Below are 21,404 nucleotides of genomic sequence, written 5' to 3' on the forward strand. Positions count from 1 at the left end.
GATAAGTTAAAATATAGAAATGTAAGTGATATGGAACAAATACGTAGACTATTATTTGTCTTTATAGTATTAATCTCACAGTTTGGTTATAGCTTATATGCTCAAACTATTGAAGATTATAATGAAATAGGATTGGGTTCAAGTTCTCTAACTTTAGCTCGAAATCAAGTAAAATACACTTTGCCTTCAAATTTTGTGTTGGAAACAATGGAAACTGAATATTTGGAGTGTTTACGCTCGAAAGATTATACGCGTCAACTTCCTTTTGCTCCATTTTTTAACAACAAATTTGTATCGAAAGATGGAAACTGTATTGTTTTTATAGATGTTGTTCCTGTTGCTTCCAAAGATTCTAAGTTTATCGACTTTCCGTATCTACAGGAACTGAAATTAGATATCAACACATATCACATTAGTAGGATCATGTATGATTTTAAGTTCAATACCGGCAAAAATGATATATCGTGGCAGGAGCTTCCCCTCCATTATGAATCTTCTAAGTATGCTAATATGGCATTTAATGCAGATACTGTCATTACTTATCCTTTAACAGTATGGAAGAAATACAAAAAAAGATACAGTTATTGTCATGTTGTCCTTATACAGAAAAATGGAAGATGCCCCATTCGTTTGTATTTTTTGTATAATAATAAAGCTAAAAAGAGTCTGAATAAATATATAAAGTCTTTAGAAGGAGTTTTTAGATATCGTGATCCAAAGGATTATATTCAATTAATAGAACCTCAGCAAGATTCTATAATTCATATTATTCCACGAAAGAAGAAAAACTTAATTCAGTAAATCGAGATTAATGATGAATACAATATAATGAAGCAGATTACAAAGAAAGACCTTAGAGGGCTAAAGCAATTGTTTCCAATGCTGGGAAAGGCTGAGATGCGGCATTATGTCGGTGGCTATTCTAATGGTTATTGGAATGGCAACTGGAATAATCCCTATTCCTATTTTGATTATGGTGGCTATACAGGCTATAATGGTTATTATTATGATGGCTCAGGATACCGTCTTCCTGAGGTGACGGTTTATGGATATTATCCAAATCATAATCAAGGTGGAGGAGATTTTTGGCCTATATTTCCTAATGGTCCTTTGGAAAATCCTAATGCTGGATATCCTTATTCTAATGGTCAACAGGGGTATAATGGAAATCCAGGGATTAATGGGAATTCAGGCTATGGCTATTATGGTTATTATGGCTATTATGATAATGGTTATTATGGAGGAGGTGGTAGTCTCGGAGATAGTACTGATACAACAGAATCTATAGTAAAAGACTTGTTAGACTATTTAAAGCAGTCTTTAGTAACTGTAGTTGCGGAAACAGCTGAATTAGCTCATGAAGTTTATAATAAAGTAGTTCCACTATTATTGGAACATCCTGATGCAATAAAAACGTTGCAAGAATATCTGGATGAATTAAAGGAACATATAAACCCAATGGTTGAATCAGATCCGAATAAGATGGATTGGGAGGATTTATTTACTATGTGGCTATTTGAGTTGGGCGCATCAAATATGGATATCAATATGGAAAATAATAATATAAATTTTGTATTTGGAGATGATGCTAAAACAACTAAAGATCTTCAAGTGCAAGAAGGGGTATTAGAGGCACGTAATGAAGCTATCATAAATATAAAAGACGGTTCATTCACAGATGTAGACCATACTTGGTCATATGATGTTAATGAGTTCCTTGATGGGGTTATAACAATGAATACAGCAACTTCGTTTTTAGGATCGTATTACACAGAAGTTAAGATACATGATAATCATGATGGTACATATAGACTTGATTATAGAGTTTCCAATATTAGCGGTTGGGAGTCCGCAACGCGTTTGCGTGTATCTCATGATCATAAATACCATGATGGTATTATTCCAAATTGTGATCGGGACTCGGGTGTTGGTTTAGGAGGAACAATAAGTGAAACGTGGACTTGGTCTGAAACTATTAGTTTATGATAAACATGGAACGAATGCTTTTTTGTTCAATATTATTAATGGTGTTGCTGTGTGGCTGCTTAAAACGTCAGTCTCCTCAAAAATATACGGCTCGTTATGGTATTGAATATAATTCAGTTAGAGATAGTTTAGGTATTGTGTTGTTGGATTCAAGTTGGGTAGCATTCAAAGTTTGGGATGGAGTAACAGCTTGGGGCCCTCAAGAAAAAAAACATATCCGTGTCATGTTAATAAACAAATAGCTTATTTTAATGATACTCTTTATTGTGAATTAGATGTATATGGTAATGGAGAAAAATATGAAACCCCTGATGGATTGAATTCTGTCAATTTAAAAGTGATGTATTTTTATCGCCCATCTCGTTCGGGGCCATGGGCGGGCTTGACTTATAGTGATAATGCGGTTGGATGGTATTGTGTTTACGAGGGTGGTCCAGGTGCTCCTGGCCGAATTAGTAAAGAAAAAGCTGATTCTATTATAAGATTATGGAGAATTAAAAATTAAAGTAGTACATAATTATGATATGTCTGTAGATTGTTTGTGGATATAAATCCTCAAAATAGCTCATGAGGCCTTTAATGAGGATACTGTAATCACTTATCCATTAAAAAAGTGTGGTAGAAGTATGAGAATCAATATAATCATTGCCAAGTAGTGGTAATTAAAAAAATAGTCGTGGACTCGTTTGTCTGTATTGTTTTTATAATGATAGGAGGAAATGTAAATTGAATCGTTATCTAAAAACATTAAAAGGTATGTTTTGGTATCGTGATCCTAAAGATTATATTGAAGTGATTGAACCTCCTAAATCAGATTCCATAATTCATATTATTCCACGAAAGAAGAAAAACTTAATTCAGTAAATCGAGATTAATGATAAATACAATATTATGAAGAAGATTACAAAGAAAGACCTTAGAGGGCTAAAACAATTGTTTCCAATGCTGGGAAAGGCTGAGATGCGGCATTATGTCGGTGGCTATTCTAATGGTTATTGGAATGGCAACTGGAATAATCCCTATTCCTATTTTGATTATGGTGGCTATACAGGCTATAATGGTTATTATTATGATGGCTCGGGATACCGTCTTCCTGAGGTGACAGTTTATGGATATTATCCAAATCATAATCAAGGTGGAGGAGATTTTTGGCCTATATTTCCTAATGGCCCTTTGGAAAATCCTAATGCCGGATATTCTTATTCTAGTGGTCAACAAGGTTATAATGGAAATCCAGGGATTAATGGGAATCCAGGCTATGGCTATTATGGTTATTACGGATACTATGGCTATTATGGAGAGGGTGGTAACGGAACCCCTAATTCTAATGTTCATTATTATACGCAGGAAGAATATGATACTATGGTTGCTAATGGAACATGGAATGGTGGATATGTAGAAGGTTGGGGATATATAGGTAATGATGTTAATGCGTTTTCAGGAGTCGGAGAGTATTGTACATTTCCTGAATACTTACGAAGTTCTTCAAATGATTTGTGGAATATATTTGTAGATAAGGTTGTTGCAATGGTACTGACAAAGATTCATAAGGGACTTCCTGTAGTTAAGGATTATACAGATTATCTTGAAAAGCAGATAAACCAAGTACATAATGATATGCAAGCTGATTTATTAATAAAAGGATATGACGCTTCTTCTAATTTATTTGTAGGGAGTAAGCCAATGCTAAATGGTGTTGATAGCAAAATTCGGTTTAGTGTATATGATGCCAATACAGGTCAGCTCATCCTTTATAAGGATATGGATGTTTTGGAAAATATCTACTATTAGGATTAGAGATTATCAGTTTGTAACCTATATGTCGTTGTTTATTGCTTTTCTGTTTATGGCGAGATATTGTATTAATAAGTTGAGTTCTTACAATCATATTTAAAAGTAGTGAGAATAAATTGATATTAGAAAAAAAGTAGTATTAATATTGTTTACATATGAAGAACATTGTTTGTTTTGTGATAGTGTTATGTACATGTACATATATACACTCTCAGACTTCAAGAAAAAAACTTTTGGATATGATGAACTTTTCAGAAAAAAGTGGTTGGTCAATAGCTCTGAAACGTTTTGATGCTCGTGTCCAAGTAGATAGTTCGTCTTTATATAAAGAAAAGTATCCACTGCAAATCAAACAATATAACATTGCAGGATTTTATCCAATTTTATGTGGAATGCTATATAATACTTTCATTCTTCCTGATGTAGATAGCGATAGTATGACTGTTTCTTTAACTTGTAAGAGTCAAAATTTGAAGAGTGCTAATTTAGTGATGTCTGGCATTAGCGAGAATGAAAAAGTTCTCTATTCGGACACTTTGTCTGTTAATGGATATAATGATTGGCATACTTATCAGAAAAATGTTTCTTTGGTAGATGTTGCTATGATGGAGCTGAATATTGTATTTGCAGGAAAAGATACATTGAGATTTTTGGAATCAAAGGAAGATAAAATAGAGAGTCAGCAGAATTTATGGCTGGATAGAATAAATATGAAGGTGGGCGATAAAAATATAGCAGACTGTCCTATTTTATCTTCTCCTGACATAGTGCTCTCTCAAAAAAATGTGGTCCATAGTGATTCTTTGTTGAATTCGGATTTTGATTATGCTTTTAAAAATAAGAAAATAGTTGCTTTTGGAGAATCGGTACATGGAAGTGCCACAATCAATGAAGAAGTGGTTCAACTACTTAAACATGGGATAGAATATGATGACCGTAGGCTAATATTAATGGAACTGCCTTTGGAAAAAATGCTTTATGTGAATCGTTTCGTACAGGGAGATAGTGCTTTTTATATCGATAGTATCAGACCTTATTTTGATCAGTCATTATATTCTGAAGAATGGGTTGATTTCTTTGTTTGGTTGAAAGAGTATAATGCGAAAATGAAAAATAAAGTTTGGCTTTTAGGAATAGATTATGAATATGAATATCGGTTTACTGAGTTAGACTTGTTTGAATATCTAGTAGCAGTAAATCATACTGCTTCCAATCCTTATATTGCTGAATTTTGTCGAATGTTATTATTACAAGAAAAAGATTCAAATCAAAAAAAAATATCTTTTCTTCAATCTCATAATTATTTTAAGGATGAGATTGGCTTATATGAATCAAAGATTCTAGAACATTGTTTGCAGACGATTATTCAAGCAAGAAAGCAGCCTGTTTTAAGCTTTTCGCTACGTGATAAAGTGATGTTTGAGAATTTGGATTTTTTGTTTGGTTTGTTTTCTAAAGATAAAGCCATGAAAACTGCTGTATATAGCCATTTTGGACATGCTAATTATTCTGCATTGGAAACAAGAATGGTTTCTGATCCTCCATTTGGTTCTTTCGCTAAACGGGTTTATGGCGATGACTTTTTTGTTGTTGGTATATTTGTGGGAGGTGGTGAAACTCTAAATGAGGGCAAAGGAAATAAATGGAATATCTCTTATTTAAAAGAAAATTCAAAGGATACATTTGAATATTGGTTAAGTCAAGTTTCGATGGATTTTTTTTATGTACCTAAAGTGTTCTTACCCTCTTGTCTAATGTGGTATCGAAATATAGGAATAGCTGCAAAGGAGTTTAGTAGTCTGATGAACCCTTCTTGTAGAATGGATGGTGCGTTGTTTATAAGGGAAACTAAACCTTTGAAGAAAGCTTCTTTGGATATAGTTACTGAGCATTTTGACTTTATAAATCGATTTAAAAAGTGTTTGGATAAAAGTCGGGAACTTGATTTCGGGAAGAAAAAAATATCCTTCTAAAAGTTACATATTATAATTAAGCTAATTATTTATTAAAAATCAATCTCTGAATGTTTTAATGATGAAAAAGATAATTTATCTATTACTAGTCTCACTTTTAATATTGTCCTGTGGGATGAGAAATAAAAAAGAAGTAATTCAGCAACTGTCAGTAAGAGAATTCACTAAATTGGAAAAACTTTACTTGCTGCCTTTTGATTCGGTAATGAATATATATGATTTGTCAAATGATAGTATTGTGGATTTTCCTGATTTATCTAGCTATACTATTAAGTCACTTAATTTGTCTGGCAATTTGTTGGATACAATTATTCCACGTCTTTTACCTAAAGGATTGGAACGTCTGAATCTTTCAAATAATAAATATAAAGGATTTGTAAATATAAGAAGATGCACTATCCCCTCTTTAAAAGAGGTAGACTTATCTTATAATACATTGGATAGCATAAGAATAACCGAACCATTATATCGGATAATATTATCACATAATAATTTAGTTTTTATTGGTTTAAATCAAAAAAATATACAATATCTTGACGTGTCTTATAATATTCATTTAAATAGGCTTGTTCGTTTTGAACCTTCACTTATAGATACAGTTATAAGTGAAGGAGTTGCAGGAGGAAAAACTTTAATAGGACCAATTAGTAAGAATGCTGGGTATCATTTTTAATGATCTTAAATAACAGATGCTATGAAATATTTAATTTATATATTATTATTTTCTCCCTTTTTGTTATCTTGTAGAATGGGGATTAGGAAGGAATCTAGTAAGCAACCTTTGACGAAAGAACTTACTAAATTGAAAAAGCCTTTTTTGCTGCCTTATGATTCAGTTATGGTCCATTATGATCTGTCAAATGATAATGTCGAGAATTTTCCGAATTTGTCTGCTTTCACTATTAAATCGCTTGACTTGTCTCATAATCTGTTAGATACAATTAATCCACTTTTTTTACCTAAAGGGTTGGAAAAATTAAATCTTTCTCATAATCTATACTGTGGTTTCATACTCATAAGGAAAAATACGATCCCCTATTTAAAAGAATTGGATATATCTCATAATGCATTAAATAGAATAGATATAGCTCCTCCTTTATACCGTATAAATGTATCATATAATGATCTAAATGTTATTGATCTGAATCATAAGAATATACAATATCTTGATATCTCTTATAATTCTGATATTTCAGAAAGGGTAAGCTTTGAGCCTCTTTGGATAGATACATTAGTACGAGATGGAGTTGCTGATGGGAAACGTCTATTAGGACCACTGACTGATATTGTTATTGAATAAGTGGTCTTGCATAATTATTAGGCTTGGTTTTAGAAGAAAATTAGGTGATTTTAAATGTTGAATAGTATGAAAAATATAATTTATATATTGTTAGTCTCATTCTTATTATTATCCTGCGGAATGATGAGCAAAAAAGAAGTAACTGATCAACCTCCTAGAAATGAGCTCACAAAATTGGAAACCCTTTTTTTGTTACCTTATGATTCTGTTATGGATTATTATGACTTGTCAAATGATAGCATTGTGAATTTTCCGGATTTGTCTGCTTTCACCATTAAATCGCTTGACTTGTCTTATAACTTATTAGAAACAATTAATCCGTTTTTCCTGCCTAAAGGGGTGGAGAGGCTTAATCTTTCTCATAATCTATATCGTGGAATTGTACGAATAAGAAAAAATACAATACCTAGTTTAAAAGAACTGGATATATCCTATAATGCAGTAAATAGAATAAATATATGCGAGCCTTTATTTCGGATTATATTGTCATATAATGATTTAACGTATGCCAATTTTAACCATAAGAATCTACAATATCTTGATATTTCTTATAACCCTTCTCTGTCTGAGAGAGTGAACTTTGAACCTCTTTGGATAGATACAATAGTGCGGGATGGGGTTGCTGATGGGAAACGTCTTTTGGGACCGATTAGTGTTTCTTATGATTACAGCCATTAAACTTAATATTGCGTGCATTGTCGATTCAGCGTTAGAAGAATATAGAAATGATTATAAATAGGGAATAATATGAAAAATGCAGGTCTTATATTTTTTGTACTTCTTTTTTTATTGTCTTGTCATGCAGGAAGTAAGAAAGGAACTTTGGAACATGTCTCAGTGAAGAAACTGACTAAATTAGAACATCTATTTTTATTACCTTCTGATTCGGTAATAAACGCATATGATTTATCGAATGATAGTATTGTGAGTTTCCCTGATTTATCTGCTTATACTATTAAAACACTTAATTTATCTGGTAATTTATTGGATACAATTATTCCACATTTTTTGCCTAAAAAGTTGGAGATACTAAATCTTTCACATAACAGGTACAGTGGGCAATTGAGAATTAAGGAGGGTACAATATGTGCTTTGAGAGAAATTGATTTATCCTATAATGCATTGAGTAGCATATATGTAGGTGGACCTCTTTATCGCATAATTGTATCACATAATGATTTGTCATCTGTTTGTCTAAATCATAAGAATATACAGTATCTGGATATTTCTTATAATTCTAATATGTCGGAAAGGGTTACATTTAATCCTGCGAAGATTGATACTATTGTACGGGAAGGTGTGGCTGATGGGAAACGCTTATTAGCCCCTAATGCTCCCCCTCTTCCTCATCCCACTTTTATATCAGAGTAATGAGTGATATAATTAAAATACTAAAATTGTTTATGTGAAAAATGCTATCAACTAAGCTACAAAGTAATGTGTTTTTGGCGGTAGATTGGCTGAATATAAATATTATAATATGGATCAGGTAGTAGAGCGTGCATTAAAGATGGTTATTCAATTGTGATAAATTTAATTAGATATTGATAATGAAACGATTAATTTCTGTTGTATTTTTATTGATACAAATATTGTTTGAGTTACATGCACAAAGTTATGAAGAACTAGGCGATATTTTTGTTCATAGTGCTTATACCTTAAGTCGAAATCAAGTGAAGTATACACAACCTGCTGATTTTGATTTAGTACGGTCTGGAAAAGACTATTTGGAATGTTTTCATTCGGAGAAGTATACTAGTTTCAATCCTGCTTCTTTGACTATTTTTGTAGATAAACTTATTTCAAAGGATAAGAATTTCGTTGTATTTATTGAAATACCTCCTGTTTTTAGTCGGGATTCTGTGTATATAGATGCAGACCTTTTACCTGATCTGAAACAGGAAATAAATACGAGTCATTGCAAGGATATACGATTTGATTTCCGTTGGAATACCGGTCAGAATCTTTCATTGGATCAGTGCCCAATCAGCTATAAATCTTCCGATTATGCCCGAAGTGCCTTTAATGCTGATACGGTACTTACTTATCCTCTGAAAATGTGGAAGAAATATGAAAATAAATATAACAACTGTCAGGTAATGGTTATACAGAAAAATACTCGGGGGTATATCTGTTTGTATCTTTTCTACAATGATAAAGGGAAGATGAATTTTGAACACTATATGAAATCTCTTAATGGAGTGTTTTGGTATCGTGATCCTAAGGATTATATTGAGTTTGTTGAACCGAAACAGGATTCTGTTATTTATATTGGTCATCGTAAGGAGGTTGATGCTCGGGTATATTATTCCGCTCACAATGAAATTACTTTAGAACTGATGAATTTCCGGTATAATGAAATAGTGTCTTTGTTGGATCAAGGGAGCTTTGTTAAGTTTTATAAAGCCGATGAACTATATAAATTGGATAAGCTAAGGAAATATGAATTAGTTGCAACTGACTCAATGAATGTGCTTGCTAAAATAGCTTCCGGTAAGGTTTATTTGCTAAAATACAAAGTAGATGTACCGGATTATCAGAAAGTATATCTGCAAATGGAGTATTCACGTAATTTTGTTTCTCCTCCAGCGGATTGCGATTGGAAGTGTTATACTGATACATTTAATATTTTACCCTATAGAAGCAGGAGAACACGATTAGATGAAAATATGATTGTTCGAAAAGAAAAATTGAGCGGTGAGCATGTTTATGATAAATTAGAGAGAATGCCCGAATTTCCAGGTGGAGAACAGGCATTGCTTCATTATTTAGCGGAACAGACAAGTGTATATGCCTCATCACATGAACAAGAATATTTATGTGTAAGAGTAATTGTAGAAAAAGACGGAGAAGTAACACATCCTTATTTTATTTTGGATAGGAATCCTTTAGGTAAGAATCCTTTTTTTCGGAAAGCAGTATTAGAAATTATTAAAAAGATGCCCAAATGGAAACCTGGATTAAGAAATGGTAAGGCAGTACGTTCTTATTATACTATACCTATTATGTTTAAATTGAAGTAAAGTATTTAAGGTTAGTGATTTTGAAAGAGAAATATGCAGTGATTTTCAACTAGGATTTGAATATGAGGACGATAAAAGAGATTGTTTGTTCTGTGATAGTGTTATTAGGTATAGATTTATCTGTATCATCCATTACTTCCGATCTAAAAAGTTATAAAGATAATAACATTAATAGATATGTGATAAGGGATGAGCTACTGGGAAATATTTTGGATGATTATTTTGATGTAATAATAGTAGGAGAAGTGTCTGAAATAACCAAATCTGTAGTTCTAGGTAAACCGTTTGTATGCGGTTGATAAAACAAGAGGATCAGGTGAGTAGTGTTTCATATCAGCAATTGCATGATGTTGTTGTCACAGGCGTAAAAAATAGCATAAATGGTTATTTTAAATATTATGATTCCGTGACAGGTGAAGTGGGGCATTTGACAAAAAGTGAACTGGAAAATAAAACAACTCGAAATTTTTATATTTTGAACCATAAATAGAACTTAAATATGAAGAAGATTACAAAAACAAATTTTCAGGGATTGCGACAGCTATTTCCTGTATTAGAAAAAGAAGAGATGCGTCATTATATAGGTGGCACCTTTGGTGGTTACTATTATACTGGTGGTTGGAATGGTGATGGTGGCTATTATGGTTCTTCTGGTTCTAGTGGTAGTTCTTATTATTCTCAATATGATTTTGATAATTGGGAAGGTCCTTGGTATGGTGGTTGGGTTGAAGGCATGGGTTGGGTTGCTCCGGATACATATATTTATGGGCATAAGCCTGGAGGCAATCCTTATGAGTATCCTTATTGGTGGTATTATGATGAACCTTTGGAACATCCTAATTGGGATGGAAATTATGGTGGATATTATCCCGGTTATACTGGAAATGGTTACTACTATGGATATGGTAACTATGGCGAAGGGTATTTAACTGGTGGTGGAGGTTCCGGTAGTGCTCCCGGAGATAGTTCCGGCAATGCTTTGACTGACGGCGTAGATATTGGCAATATAAGAAACTTTACTTTAAATCTAGATTCTCAGCCTGTATTTAACGAACAGATGGTGAATATTCTAAAAAGTAACTCTGTACTTAAAGCTTTGCTTAGTTATTTTAATAATGGAGTAATACATTTGACATTCGATTTGGCTGATATGAATAGTGTGGCTCAAACTACTTATCCGTCTCGTGATTCTTTCCATATTACTTTTAATGAACAATTTATGGATGATGAAGGGTGGAGTAAAATATTGAGACATGATAATATGAATTATGATTGGAGTAAAGTACATACAGCAGAAGAGGCATTGGTGGTTGTATTAGCACATGAGTCTCAACATGCTAATCATGTTGCGCGTTTTTTTGATGCTGCACAGCAAGCACATAATGATCCAACTGAAACAGCTAACTTATTAAAGGAATGGGGATATAATCAGGAATACGTAGATATATTTATTGAGAGTAGAAATGGCAAATATAGTTATGTTTCAGGTGATCAGCAGGTTGTTAATATGCATGATTATATGGATAAATATAATCAGGGGGTAATTGATGCTGCTTTAGAGGAATATAGGCAAGATTATAGTAAGTAAATGCAGGTTAAAATGAAAGGTTCTATTTATCTGACATTGTTCTCGTTATTTATAACGGCATGTACGTTTGGTAACAAAAAACATTCTTTAGAATTTTCTCAGGAAGAAAGGGCGTTGACCAAGTTAGAGAGTCTTTTTTCGCTTCCTCAAGATTCAGTGATACAGGTGTATGATTTATCAAATGATAGTATTAGCAATTTCCCGGATTTATCTGCTTATAATATCAAGTCACTTGATTTATCTTGTAATTTGTTGGATACTATTGTTATAGATAATTTGCCTAAAAAATTGGAACGACTAAATCTTTCTTTTAATCGATATAAAGGGGATTTGCAAATAAAGAAAAAGTCGATTCCTTATTTAAAAGAGCTAGATATGTCTCACAATGATCTGCAAGCAATTTATATTCATGAAGCATTATACCGGATTCTTTTATCTTATAATGATTTGACTATAGCTTGCTTTAACCATGAGAATTTACGCTATTTAGACATCTCTTATAATTTACATATGCCATCTGAAGTTTGTTTTGAGCCTACTCAAATTGACACTGTAATACGTGAAGGCGTTGCTGAAGGAGAGCGTTTGGTAGGACCTATTAGTGTGAGGTATTACAAACCGATAGAATAATATTGAATAGTATCAGTAATATAGGTGAACCTCTTTATCGGATTTCATTGTCACATAATGATTTGTCATCTGTTTGTCTAAATCATAAGAATATACAGTATCTGGATATTTCTTATAATTCTAATATGTCAGAAAGGGTTACATTTAATCCTGTGAAGATTGATACTATTGTACGGGAAGGTGTGGCTGATGGGAAACGCTTATTAGCCCCTAATGCTCCCCCTCTTCCTCATCCCACTTTTATATCAGAGTAATGAAGTGATAGAGCGATATAATTAAAATACTAAAATAGATTATGCATAACATCCCTAAAATAATACATCAAATTCAGGAGGAGACACAACCGCTGTTTTCGGATTTTTTTTCAAATCTATCCCAATCATGGGTAGAAAATCATCCTTTATGGCAATATAAACTTTGGAGTCTTCATGATATAAAAGAATTAATTCATTATGAATTTCCTCACTTTGCCACATTTTGTGACAATAATTTGAATAATAAACTACTATTAGAAATAAGTCGTTACTTTATATTATATCGTGAAGGGGGAATATTTGTAGATTCAGACATTGAATGTATAGAGCCTTTTGATGATATTGTAAAGGATAAGCAGTGTTGTTTCTCATATGTTCCACAACTATCTTCCAAGAAGATTATTTCAGATTCATTGATAATATCTAAAAGGGAAAGTTTATTTCTGAAATTTATTATTGAAAGATTAGATAGTAATTTAAATTGTTTGGTTGAGGAAGGAATATCCTTCTTAAATAAAACATATTCTTTGTATGATTGTAAAGATGAAGTGGAAATAATATCTTCTTCAATTATCAATCCTTGTTCTCCTATTGAAATAGAATTGTTGCTTAATGGAAAAATCTCAGAGAATTCTATAGATAATATTATATCTGAAGCTCATTCAATTTGCTACTATTTAAAGGAAAGAGCACAATCTAAAAGAAAGATGAATAGTATAGATGTACTGTATTTAAGTTCTATTGTAGGACAAGGAGGTGCATTTAGGGCTGCTCATAGGATACATTTAGGATTGAGAGCAATAGGAATTGATTCTAAAATGTTAGTCTTAAATTCAAATTTGGGAGAAAAGGGTAACTTATTGGACAATATTCATGTGGCTATTCCAAGCCCGCAAGAAAAAGTTGGCTATCATAATGATTTAGAGCCTTTAAAACAGTATCCTGCATATAATATGGCATCTCATACGTTTGCTCCTGCTATGGCAGGTACGGATGTGAATAGGTATATTGATATTTTTAATCCCAAAATAGTGCAAATTCATTGGATAAATGCCGGATATATAAAGATTGAAGACTTAGGTAAAATAAAAAAGAAAATTGTTTGGCGTTTGGCTGATTGTTGGCCATTGACAGGAGGATGTTATTATTACGGGGATTGTAAAAGATACTTGACCGGTTGTGGTAAATGTCCGAAACTTGGCTCAGAAGACATGGATGATTTGTCTCATGAAATTTGGAAACGTAAAGAGAAGGCATGGAAGGAGATGGATATGGTAATAGTTGTTCCAACTCTATGGATGAAACAGTGTGTTGAAAACAGTACTCTTTTAAAAGGGAGGGATGTTTTTGTTATTCCTAATGGGCTTGATCTTGATAAGTTTTACCCTGTTAGAAAAGAAGTAGCAAGAGAGGTTTTGAATATTCCATCAGATAAAAAGGTGATACTTTATGGGGCTACTAATGCTATAAATGATAGGAGAAAAGGTTTTTCATTATTATTGCAAGCGCTCCAGTCATTGTCAGACGCATATAAGAATGAATATTATCTTGTCATTTTTGGAGCCGAACGTCAGAGACTGGATTTGGATATTCCTTTTAGATTTATGGGGTATATACGTGATCATCAGATTCTGCAAGCTTTGTATTCTGCGGCTGATGTTATGGTTGTTCCTTCATTAGAAGAAGCTTTTGGACAGACAGTAACGGAAGCTATGGCATGCGCAACACCTGTTGTTTCATTCTTGGAAACCGGACCGGAAAGTATAATTGAACATAAGAGAACCGGTTACTTGGCCCGGTATGCTGACGAGAAAGATTTGGCGGCTGAAATTGAGTGGGTTCTCAGTAGTACAAAGCTAAATGATGAATTGTCGGTTAATGCAAGAGCCCGGATAGAAGAATCTTATGATATAAGGATTATAGCAAAACAATATGAAAAGCTATATCATCAATTATTGAATAGTTAGATTTACAGACTATGAAACATTATGATTATCTTATTGTGGGCTGCGGTCTTTTCGGCTCTGTCGTGGCAAGAGAATTGACTAGGAAGAGGAAAACTTGCCTTGTTATAGACAAGCGTAATCATATTGGTGGTAATATTTATACAGAAAAGGTGAATGATATTGTCGTTCATAAATATGGTGCTCATATATTTCATACAAACAATAAATATGTATGGGATTATATAAATTCGTTTGCAGAGTTTAATCGGTATACGAATTCTCCATTGGCAAATTATAAAGGCAAACTTTATAATTTACCTTTTAATATGAATACTTTTTATCAAATGTGGGGAGTGAGAACTCCAGCGGAGGCTTTGAGTATAATTGAGACTCAAAGGATTGAAGCAGGTATAAAGGAGCCACAGAATTTGGAAGAGCAAGCGATATCTCTTGTAGGGAGGGATATATATGAGAAATTGATAAAAGGGTATACTGAAAAACAATGGGGGAGGTCTGCTGTAGATTTACCCGCGTTTATAATTCAGCGCTTGCCTGTACGTTTTACTTTTGACAATAACTATTTTGATGCCAGATATCAAGGGATACCTGTTGGAGGTTATACTTTGATTATTGAGAAAATGTTGGCAAAAGTAGACTTACTATTGGAAGTAGATTATCTTTCAGATAAAGCATATTTAGATACTTTGGCAGATAACATCGTTTATACGGGTGAAATAGATCGTTATTTCGACTATTTTTATGGTACTTTGGAATACCGTACTTTAAGGTTTGAGACTACTTTACTTGAAGGTCAAGCAAATTTTCAGGGGAATGCAGTCGTAAATTATACTGATGCTGATATTCAATATACACGTATTGTCGAGCACAAACATTTTGAGTTTGGCTGTCAACCAGATACAGTTATCACTAAAGAGTTTCCGGCTATATTTGAAAAAGGAACAGCGCCCTATTATCCTATAAATAATAAAGAAAATAATCGTTTATATGAAAAATACTATCAACTGTCTCAGCAACAAATTAATGTGTTCTTTGGTGGTAGATTAGCTGAATATAAATATTATAATATGGATCAGGTAGTAGAACGTGCATTAAAAATGGTTGCTCTATTAGAATCATAAAACTAATAAATTATGAAAAAGATTACAAAAACAAATTTTCAGGGATTGCGTCAGCTATTCCCTGTGTTAGAAAAAGAAGAGATGCGCCGTTATGTCGGTGGAAACTCTGATGGCTATTATTATAATAGTGGTTGGAATGGCTGTGGAGACTACTACGGTTTTCCTGGCTCTGGTGATAGTTCTTATTACTCTCAATATGATTTTGATAATTGGGAAGGTCCTTGGTATGGTGGTTGGGTTTATGGTATGGGCTATGTCTATCCTGATGTTAATATTTACGGAACTTATGGGGGCCCAAAATACACATTGGATGATTTGTTCTATTGGGAGGGAACATGGAATGGTGGATATGTAGTAGGAGTAGGCTATGTGGGACCGGATAACAATGTGACGACTTATGATCCGAATAAATTGCCTCAAACGGGAGTAGAGATTTACGATATGATGTATTGTAGTGGTTTTGATTTAGGATATGAAGCTGGGCAATCTGGAAGTACATGGGCTAATGTTGGGGCCAAAGCTGCTGCATTTTTGGCTGCAGCATCAGCTGGAAGCGACTTTGGAGATGTAGATTACGAGATGATATATTTTTCTCAAGGCATCAGAGAAGGATATGCAAAAGGTAAGGCTTCAATGGGGTATTGAATATTTTTATAATATAATTCTTATGACTTTAATTTAAATGAGTCATAAGAATTATTCTAAATTACTCGTTTATGAATAAATATATATATTGTCTTTTTATATGCATTCTTGGACTATCGTCTTGTGTAGCTCAACCACTCCCTATAAATTATATAGATGCATATAATTTACATTTTTCTATGGAGGAGGATATGGTTATTGAATATCCATGGATGGAAAATGCAGCATATACTGGTTGTTCCATAAATGTTGAGATGAAAGAATCTAACAGGACTTTGTTTGCAAAAAAATATCTTAAAGGTTTTCCGTCTGATTGTCTTCGAACGGAACTTGAACAGAGAATTCTACTTCCTATTCATAAGGAAAAAGAAGGATTAGTAACATTTGAAGCTAAAGGAGAAAATATTAAAGCTGTTTCTATTTTAATAGATGGGATTGATGATAAGGAAAAATGTGTTTTTTCAGATACAATGACATTTGTTCCAGATAGTTTTCTTAGCAGTGTATCAAAAAAGATATCATTAGAGGGAGTAGAGATGATGAATATTCGTATTCGTGCAGATGGAGTTACTGATACGGAAGCGTATATCGCATTTTCCAAGTTGGATATAATGATTGGGAATAAGAATATCAATGAATATCCTGTTAGAGAATTTCCTAAACTGCTTTTACCGAAAGGTTTTAATTATATTCCTTATCAATCAAGTGCGGAAAATCTATGTGACAAAACTTGTGTAATGGAAGTTCGAAAAATCATAGCTTTAGGAGAATCTATACATGGGAATAGCTCTATTCGCCATCTTGCATGCCAACTGATGCTAGAGAGTGTGAAGAACAAAGATTGCAAGCTGATAATTTGGGAAATACCTATGGAAAAATCATTTGTTTATAACCGATATGTATTGGATGATGAATTTGCACTTGACTCCATAGAACTTAGTCTTCTTGATGAGCAAAGAATGGAATTTATAAATGAGCTAAAGCGTTATAACTCAGGAAAGGAAAGAGAGGCTAAGGTGAGATTGTTGGGTATGGACTATAATAGTGTCTGCAATTCAGCTCAAAACTCAGCAATAGATATTTTTGATTTTGTAGTGCATTTGAATCGTGAGTGGAAGATACCGGAAGTTGATCGGTTATCAGTTCTACTGATGGAGAAAGATTGGAAGGGAGCGGTTGAATATCTTCAAACACACAAAAGCAATCTCCAAAAGTTATTAACTGCAGATGAAATAGAGTGTATTGCTCATATTCTTTTTCTTTCTTATAATATTGGGAGTGACCGTGTAAAGCGATTTATAAACCGTGATTCTGTGATGTTTGTTAACACGAACTTTCTATTGGATCATTTTCCATCTTTCTCTAAAAATCAGGCTATTATTTATGCACATAGTGTGCATGTTAATCCGGTTTCAACCTACCCAGTTGTGCATTGTGAACCTTTTGGCAAGTATATGAAAGGTAAATATGCAGATGATTATTTACCATTACTGTTATTAACCGGCAATGGTAGTATGGCTATTTATGATCAAGAGTTTAATAGGAGAAGAGAAGAACTGCAGCGTCCACCTGCTGAAAGCATTGAATCTATTTTGAATCAAATAGAAAGTGATGTTCTTTATGTTCCTATGACATCTTATTTTGATACTATCATTTTATCTCGTTTTCAAGGTGATAGAAAAACTCCGCGAGAGTTCTATCCTTATAATTTATACCAACGATATGGGGGGATTTTCTTTATCAAGAATTCTTTTGAACCTAATGACAATAGAGAGAAAATGAGTACGTTTGATAAGGCTGAAAGAGTTTTGATGAGAAATAAACAAAGATTAAAAATTCTGGAAGATATAAAGAAACGTCTGAAGATAATTTCATAAGGATAATAATTTATATACTCATTGGTTGAATTAAATTTCTAATATTTATAAATGAGAAGGTTGCACATGTCACAGAATTCTAGTAAGTTAGTGGTAGATATATTGCTAACTGCTATTATTTTGCTTATGTATAATTTTATTTGGATATGATTATGATACCTATGTATAGCGAATTAAGCTCTCCTATTTATTATGAGAATGAATTAAGAGCATATGAACATGAAATAGAAGTTTGTCCTGATTCGTTGGTTACTCCGGAGTATGCTTTAGAGAGGAGGTATAAGGTGTGGAGATATGAACAGTTACTGCAAAAAGCGAGAGAAAATTCAGAACTTAATCCTTAAATTATTGAATTATGAAAATATTGTTTGCTTTTCTATTCTTTTTATTACTCTCATTAGAAACAAGTTATTCTTGCTTAAATAATGATTTTCCATTATTTAAGCGGGAAATGTATAATCAATGTACTGATATAATAATAGAGGCCGGTCAAATGTGTGATTCCATTGATTGGAAAATTTCTTCTTTCTTGAAGGCGGAGGAAATCTGCAGCGAGATAACCAGTCTCATGGACTTTTCTGTTGAAATGCGGTTGGTTTCAGATGCGGTGACAGGTGCAGGGAGTACTATTGATATATATACTTTCAATGGTGTACAATGGAAGTCTTTCAGGACAGGTAATCTGTTTCTTCAAAATGGACATATAAGAACCTATTTTTCTCCAGGAGAAACCAAGAAATTTTGTAGTGGGATCATTATTGGTAATAGTTGTTTAGAAGGAGTAGCATTTATTGAATATAGGATTTATTATATGACACCTTTGGGCAAAAGAATGCAGAAAAAAGAAATAGTACATTCCATAACACCTTTAAAAGGAGAAAATGGAAGTCGGGTGAATAAGGTTTATTGGTGTGTAGATAAGAAACCTGAATTCCCGGGAGGGGATGAAGCATTAGAGGCATTCTTTAAAAAAAAATCTGAAGAATCCTCAAAGGAGGAAGATCAGTGGAATAATAAAGGTTATAGTAGAAGAGGATGGTACCATAAGTTCTCCTTGTGTAATAGAGAGAAATATGTTCGGATTTGATGAAGAAATGATTCCAATCGTTTTACGGATGCCTAAATGGACCCCTGCATACATAGGTGATAAAGCTGTGAGAGCATTTCATGATATTGTGATAGATTATTAATAGAAAAATCGAAAGAGTAATTATTCGCGATGTGTCTTGTTGAAAATGAATCTTATTAATGTACTGATATTATTATGAGGAATTATATTTTCTGTTATTAGTACTCTATAGTATAAAATCATATTCCTGCTATCCATCTTAAAACAAGAAGTTTCTCAAATAATAGTGTTGGAGATAATTGGAGATAAGAGGGAAATTTGTATTTTTGTGTGTTGGTGTATAAAAACAGGAGAATATGAGCAATAAGATTTATCCCATTGGCATACAGAATTTTGAAAAGATTCGGAATGGCGGTTATTTCTATATTGATAAAACAGCATTGATTTATCAAATGGTAAAGACGGGTAGTTATTACTTCTTAAGCCGTCCTCGTCGCTTCGGAAAGAGTCTTCTCATATCCACTCTGGAAGCATACTTTCAAGGCAAAAAGGAATTATTTGTGGGATTGGCTATGGAAAAGTTGGAAAAGGATTGGAATAAACATCCTATTTTGCATCTGGACCTCAATATCGAGAAATATGATACTTTGGAGAGCCTTGACAACATACTTGAAAAGTCTCTGACAGCATGGGAAAAACTATATGGTGCCGAACCGTCTGAACGTTCCTTTTCCCTGCGTTTTGCAGGTATTATACAGCGTGCATACGAGAAAGCGGGGCAACGCGTTGCCATCCTGGTGGATGAATACGACAAACCCATGCTGCAATCCATCGGTAATGTGGAGCTTCAAAAGAAATTTAGGGACACCTTAAAACCCTTCTATGGAGCGCTTAAGACAATGGACGGTTGCATCAAGTTCGCCCTACTGACAGGGGTGACGAAGTTCGGTAAAGTCAGTGTATTCAGCGATCTGAACAATTTGGATGATATTTCTATGCGGAATCAGTACATTGACATTTGTGGTGTTAGCGAACAGGAGATTCATGATAATCTGGAAGCCGAACTTCATGATTTTGCCGATATACGGGGAGTGACCTATGATAAACTTTGTTCAGAGTTGAGAGAGCGTTACGATGGCTATCACTTTACACATAATTCTATTGGTATCTACAATCCGTTCAGTCTGCTCAATGCCTTTAAGTATAAGGAATTCGGTAGCTATTGGTTTGAAACCGGAACGCCTACCTATTTGGTGGAATTACTGAAAAAGCATCATTACGATCTGGAACGAATGGCGCACGAAGAGACTGATGCGCAAGTGTTGAACAGCATTGACTCCGAATCCACTAACCCCATTCCGGTGATTTATCAAAGCGGATATCTTACGATCAAGGGATATGACGAGGAATTTGGTATATATCGTTTGGGTTTTCCCAACCGGGAAGTGGAAGAGGGATTTATTCGCTTCTTGCTTCCTTATTATGCCAGCGTGAATAAAGTGGAATCTCCGTTTGAGATTCAGAAATTTGTCCGTGAGATACGCTCCGGTGATTATGATTCTTTCTTCCGTCGTTTACAAAGTTTTTTGCAGATACTACCTACGAGGTGATTTGTGATCAGGAGCTGCACTATGAAAACGTACTTTTTATCGTATTCAAATTGCTCGGCTTTTATACCCAAGTGGAGTATCACACGAATGACGAACGCATTGATCTCGTTCTGAAGACGGACAAATTTATCTATATCATAGAATTTAAGTTGGAAGGTACTGTCGAAGAGGCTTTACAGCAGATCAACGAGAAGCATTGTGCGCTCCCCTTCGAAATGGATGAACGGAAACTATTCAAAATAGGAGTGAACTTCAGTGCTAAAACTCGCAATATAGAGAAGTGGGTTGTAGAGATTCTTTAAAGAATTATGTATTTTCTATAGTGGTCTATAATTTTTTCCATCATAGAAAACCACAATTAGATGTTACTTTACAAGTTTTTATTCTACAAATATGAGTGTTTTGCCCATAAATCACAATAAGCCGTGACTTATATTGCTTTTGTCATATCCGAAATTCTATTTTTCAAATTTTCCAATTTATAAAGGAGAAAATTTAAATAAGAGTGCGATTATAACATATTTTTTTATCTTTATTCCTTTGCTTTGTAAATTTGGAACTTTTTTGTGT

At 33.5% G+C, this 21,404-nt stretch carries 17 protein-coding genes and 1 pseudogene; all 18 read left to right on the plus strand.

Annotated features, from left to right (window positions below):
* Positions 1 to 30: 30 nt before the first annotated feature.
* The 18 genes and pseudogenes from HMPREF9007_RS11320 (at position 31) to HMPREF9007_RS11245 (ending at position 21,136) form a co-directional block, all read left to right on the plus strand.
* Entirely contained in the window at positions 31 to 801 is a 771-nt protein-coding gene (locus HMPREF9007_RS11320) for a hypothetical protein (RefSeq protein ID WP_032850473.1), read from the plus strand.
* A gap of 27 nt (positions 802 to 828) precedes the next feature.
* The gene (locus tag HMPREF9007_RS26850; RefSeq protein ID WP_008761876.1) at positions 829 to 1,986 is read left to right on the plus strand and encodes a hypothetical protein; all 1,158 of its coding nucleotides are present in this window, start codon (positions 829 to 831) and stop codon (positions 1,984 to 1,986) included.
* Positions 1,983 to 2,228, plus strand: coding sequence for a hypothetical protein (locus tag HMPREF9007_RS27745; protein ID WP_032850435.1), 246 nt, complete (start codon positions 1,983 to 1,985; stop codon positions 2,226 to 2,228). The genes HMPREF9007_RS26850 and HMPREF9007_RS27745 overlap by 4 nt, the downstream gene beginning before the upstream one ends.
* A gap of 649 nt (positions 2,229 to 2,877) precedes the next feature.
* The gene (locus HMPREF9007_RS27750) at positions 2,878 to 3,777 is read left to right on the plus strand and encodes a hypothetical protein (protein WP_277754675.1); all 900 of its coding nucleotides are present in this window, start codon (positions 2,878 to 2,880) and stop codon (positions 3,775 to 3,777) included.
* A 242-nt stretch (positions 3,778 to 4,019) separates the two neighbouring features.
* A complete protein-coding gene (locus tag HMPREF9007_RS11310; RefSeq protein ID WP_008761880.1) occupies positions 4,020 to 5,753 on the plus strand; it encodes an erythromycin esterase family protein in 1,734 nt (577 codons plus the stop codon).
* Positions 5,754 to 5,868: 115 nt separating this feature from the next.
* On the plus strand, positions 5,869 to 6,426 hold the full coding sequence (locus HMPREF9007_RS11305; protein WP_022471920.1) for a hypothetical protein: 558 nt from the start codon (positions 5,869 to 5,871) through the stop codon (positions 6,424 to 6,426).
* A 21-nt stretch (positions 6,427 to 6,447) separates the two neighbouring features.
* Positions 6,448 to 7,053: a hypothetical protein gene (locus HMPREF9007_RS11300; RefSeq protein ID WP_008761882.1), complete on the plus strand. Its 606-nt coding sequence runs from the start codon at positions 6,448 to 6,450 to the stop codon at positions 7,051 to 7,053.
* 66 nt (positions 7,054 to 7,119) lie between these two features.
* Positions 7,120 to 7,731: a hypothetical protein gene (locus tag HMPREF9007_RS11295; RefSeq protein ID WP_022471922.1), complete on the plus strand. Its 612-nt coding sequence runs from the start codon at positions 7,120 to 7,122 to the stop codon at positions 7,729 to 7,731.
* A 69-nt stretch (positions 7,732 to 7,800) separates the two neighbouring features.
* Positions 7,801 to 8,424, plus strand: a complete 624-nt coding sequence (locus tag HMPREF9007_RS11290; RefSeq protein ID WP_008761884.1) for a hypothetical protein — start codon at positions 7,801 to 7,803, stop codon at positions 8,422 to 8,424.
* 179 nt (positions 8,425 to 8,603) lie between these two features.
* Positions 8,604 to 10,076: an energy transducer TonB gene (locus HMPREF9007_RS26280; RefSeq protein WP_128567848.1), complete on the plus strand. Its 1,473-nt coding sequence runs from the start codon at positions 8,604 to 8,606 to the stop codon at positions 10,074 to 10,076.
* A 499-nt stretch (positions 10,077 to 10,575) separates the two neighbouring features.
* Positions 10,576 to 11,664, plus strand: a complete 1,089-nt coding sequence (locus tag HMPREF9007_RS11275) for a TIGR04149 family rSAM-modified RiPP (protein WP_008761888.1) — start codon at positions 10,576 to 10,578, stop codon at positions 11,662 to 11,664.
* 12 nt (positions 11,665 to 11,676) lie between these two features.
* A complete protein-coding gene (locus tag HMPREF9007_RS11270) occupies positions 11,677 to 12,294 on the plus strand; it encodes a hypothetical protein (RefSeq protein ID WP_129593464.1) in 618 nt (205 codons plus the stop codon).
* Between the two features lie 295 nt (positions 12,295 to 12,589).
* The gene (locus HMPREF9007_RS26290) at positions 12,590 to 14,515 is read left to right on the plus strand and encodes a glycosyltransferase (protein ID WP_128567849.1); all 1,926 of its coding nucleotides are present in this window, start codon (positions 12,590 to 12,592) and stop codon (positions 14,513 to 14,515) included.
* Between the two features lie 11 nt (positions 14,516 to 14,526).
* Positions 14,527 to 15,633, plus strand: coding sequence for a UDP-galactopyranose mutase (glf, locus tag HMPREF9007_RS11260; RefSeq protein ID WP_008761892.1), 1,107 nt, complete (start codon positions 14,527 to 14,529; stop codon positions 15,631 to 15,633).
* Positions 15,634 to 15,645: 12 nt separating this feature from the next.
* Positions 15,646 to 16,278 carry a TIGR04149 family rSAM-modified RiPP gene (locus HMPREF9007_RS26295; protein ID WP_128567850.1) on the plus strand — a complete coding sequence of 211 codons (633 nt, stop codon included), beginning with the start codon at positions 15,646 to 15,648 and terminating at the stop codon, positions 16,276 to 16,278.
* A gap of 71 nt (positions 16,279 to 16,349) precedes the next feature.
* Entirely contained in the window at positions 16,350 to 18,155 is a 1,806-nt protein-coding gene (locus HMPREF9007_RS11255; protein WP_008761894.1) for an erythromycin esterase family protein, read from the plus strand.
* 355 nt (positions 18,156 to 18,510) lie between these two features.
* Positions 18,511 to 19,242, plus strand: a complete 732-nt coding sequence (locus tag HMPREF9007_RS11250) for a hypothetical protein (RefSeq protein ID WP_008761896.1) — start codon at positions 18,511 to 18,513, stop codon at positions 19,240 to 19,242.
* Positions 19,243 to 19,580: 338 nt separating this feature from the next.
* A pseudogene (locus tag HMPREF9007_RS11245) lies at positions 19,581 to 21,136 on the plus strand (ATP-binding protein).
* The last annotated feature ends 268 nt before the right edge of the window (positions 21,137 to 21,404 follow it).

Origin of the sequence: Bacteroides sp. 1_1_14, from assembly GCF_000162515.1 — a bacterium.
GTDB lineage: Bacteria > Bacteroidota > Bacteroidia > Bacteroidales > Bacteroidaceae > Bacteroides > Bacteroides thetaiotaomicron.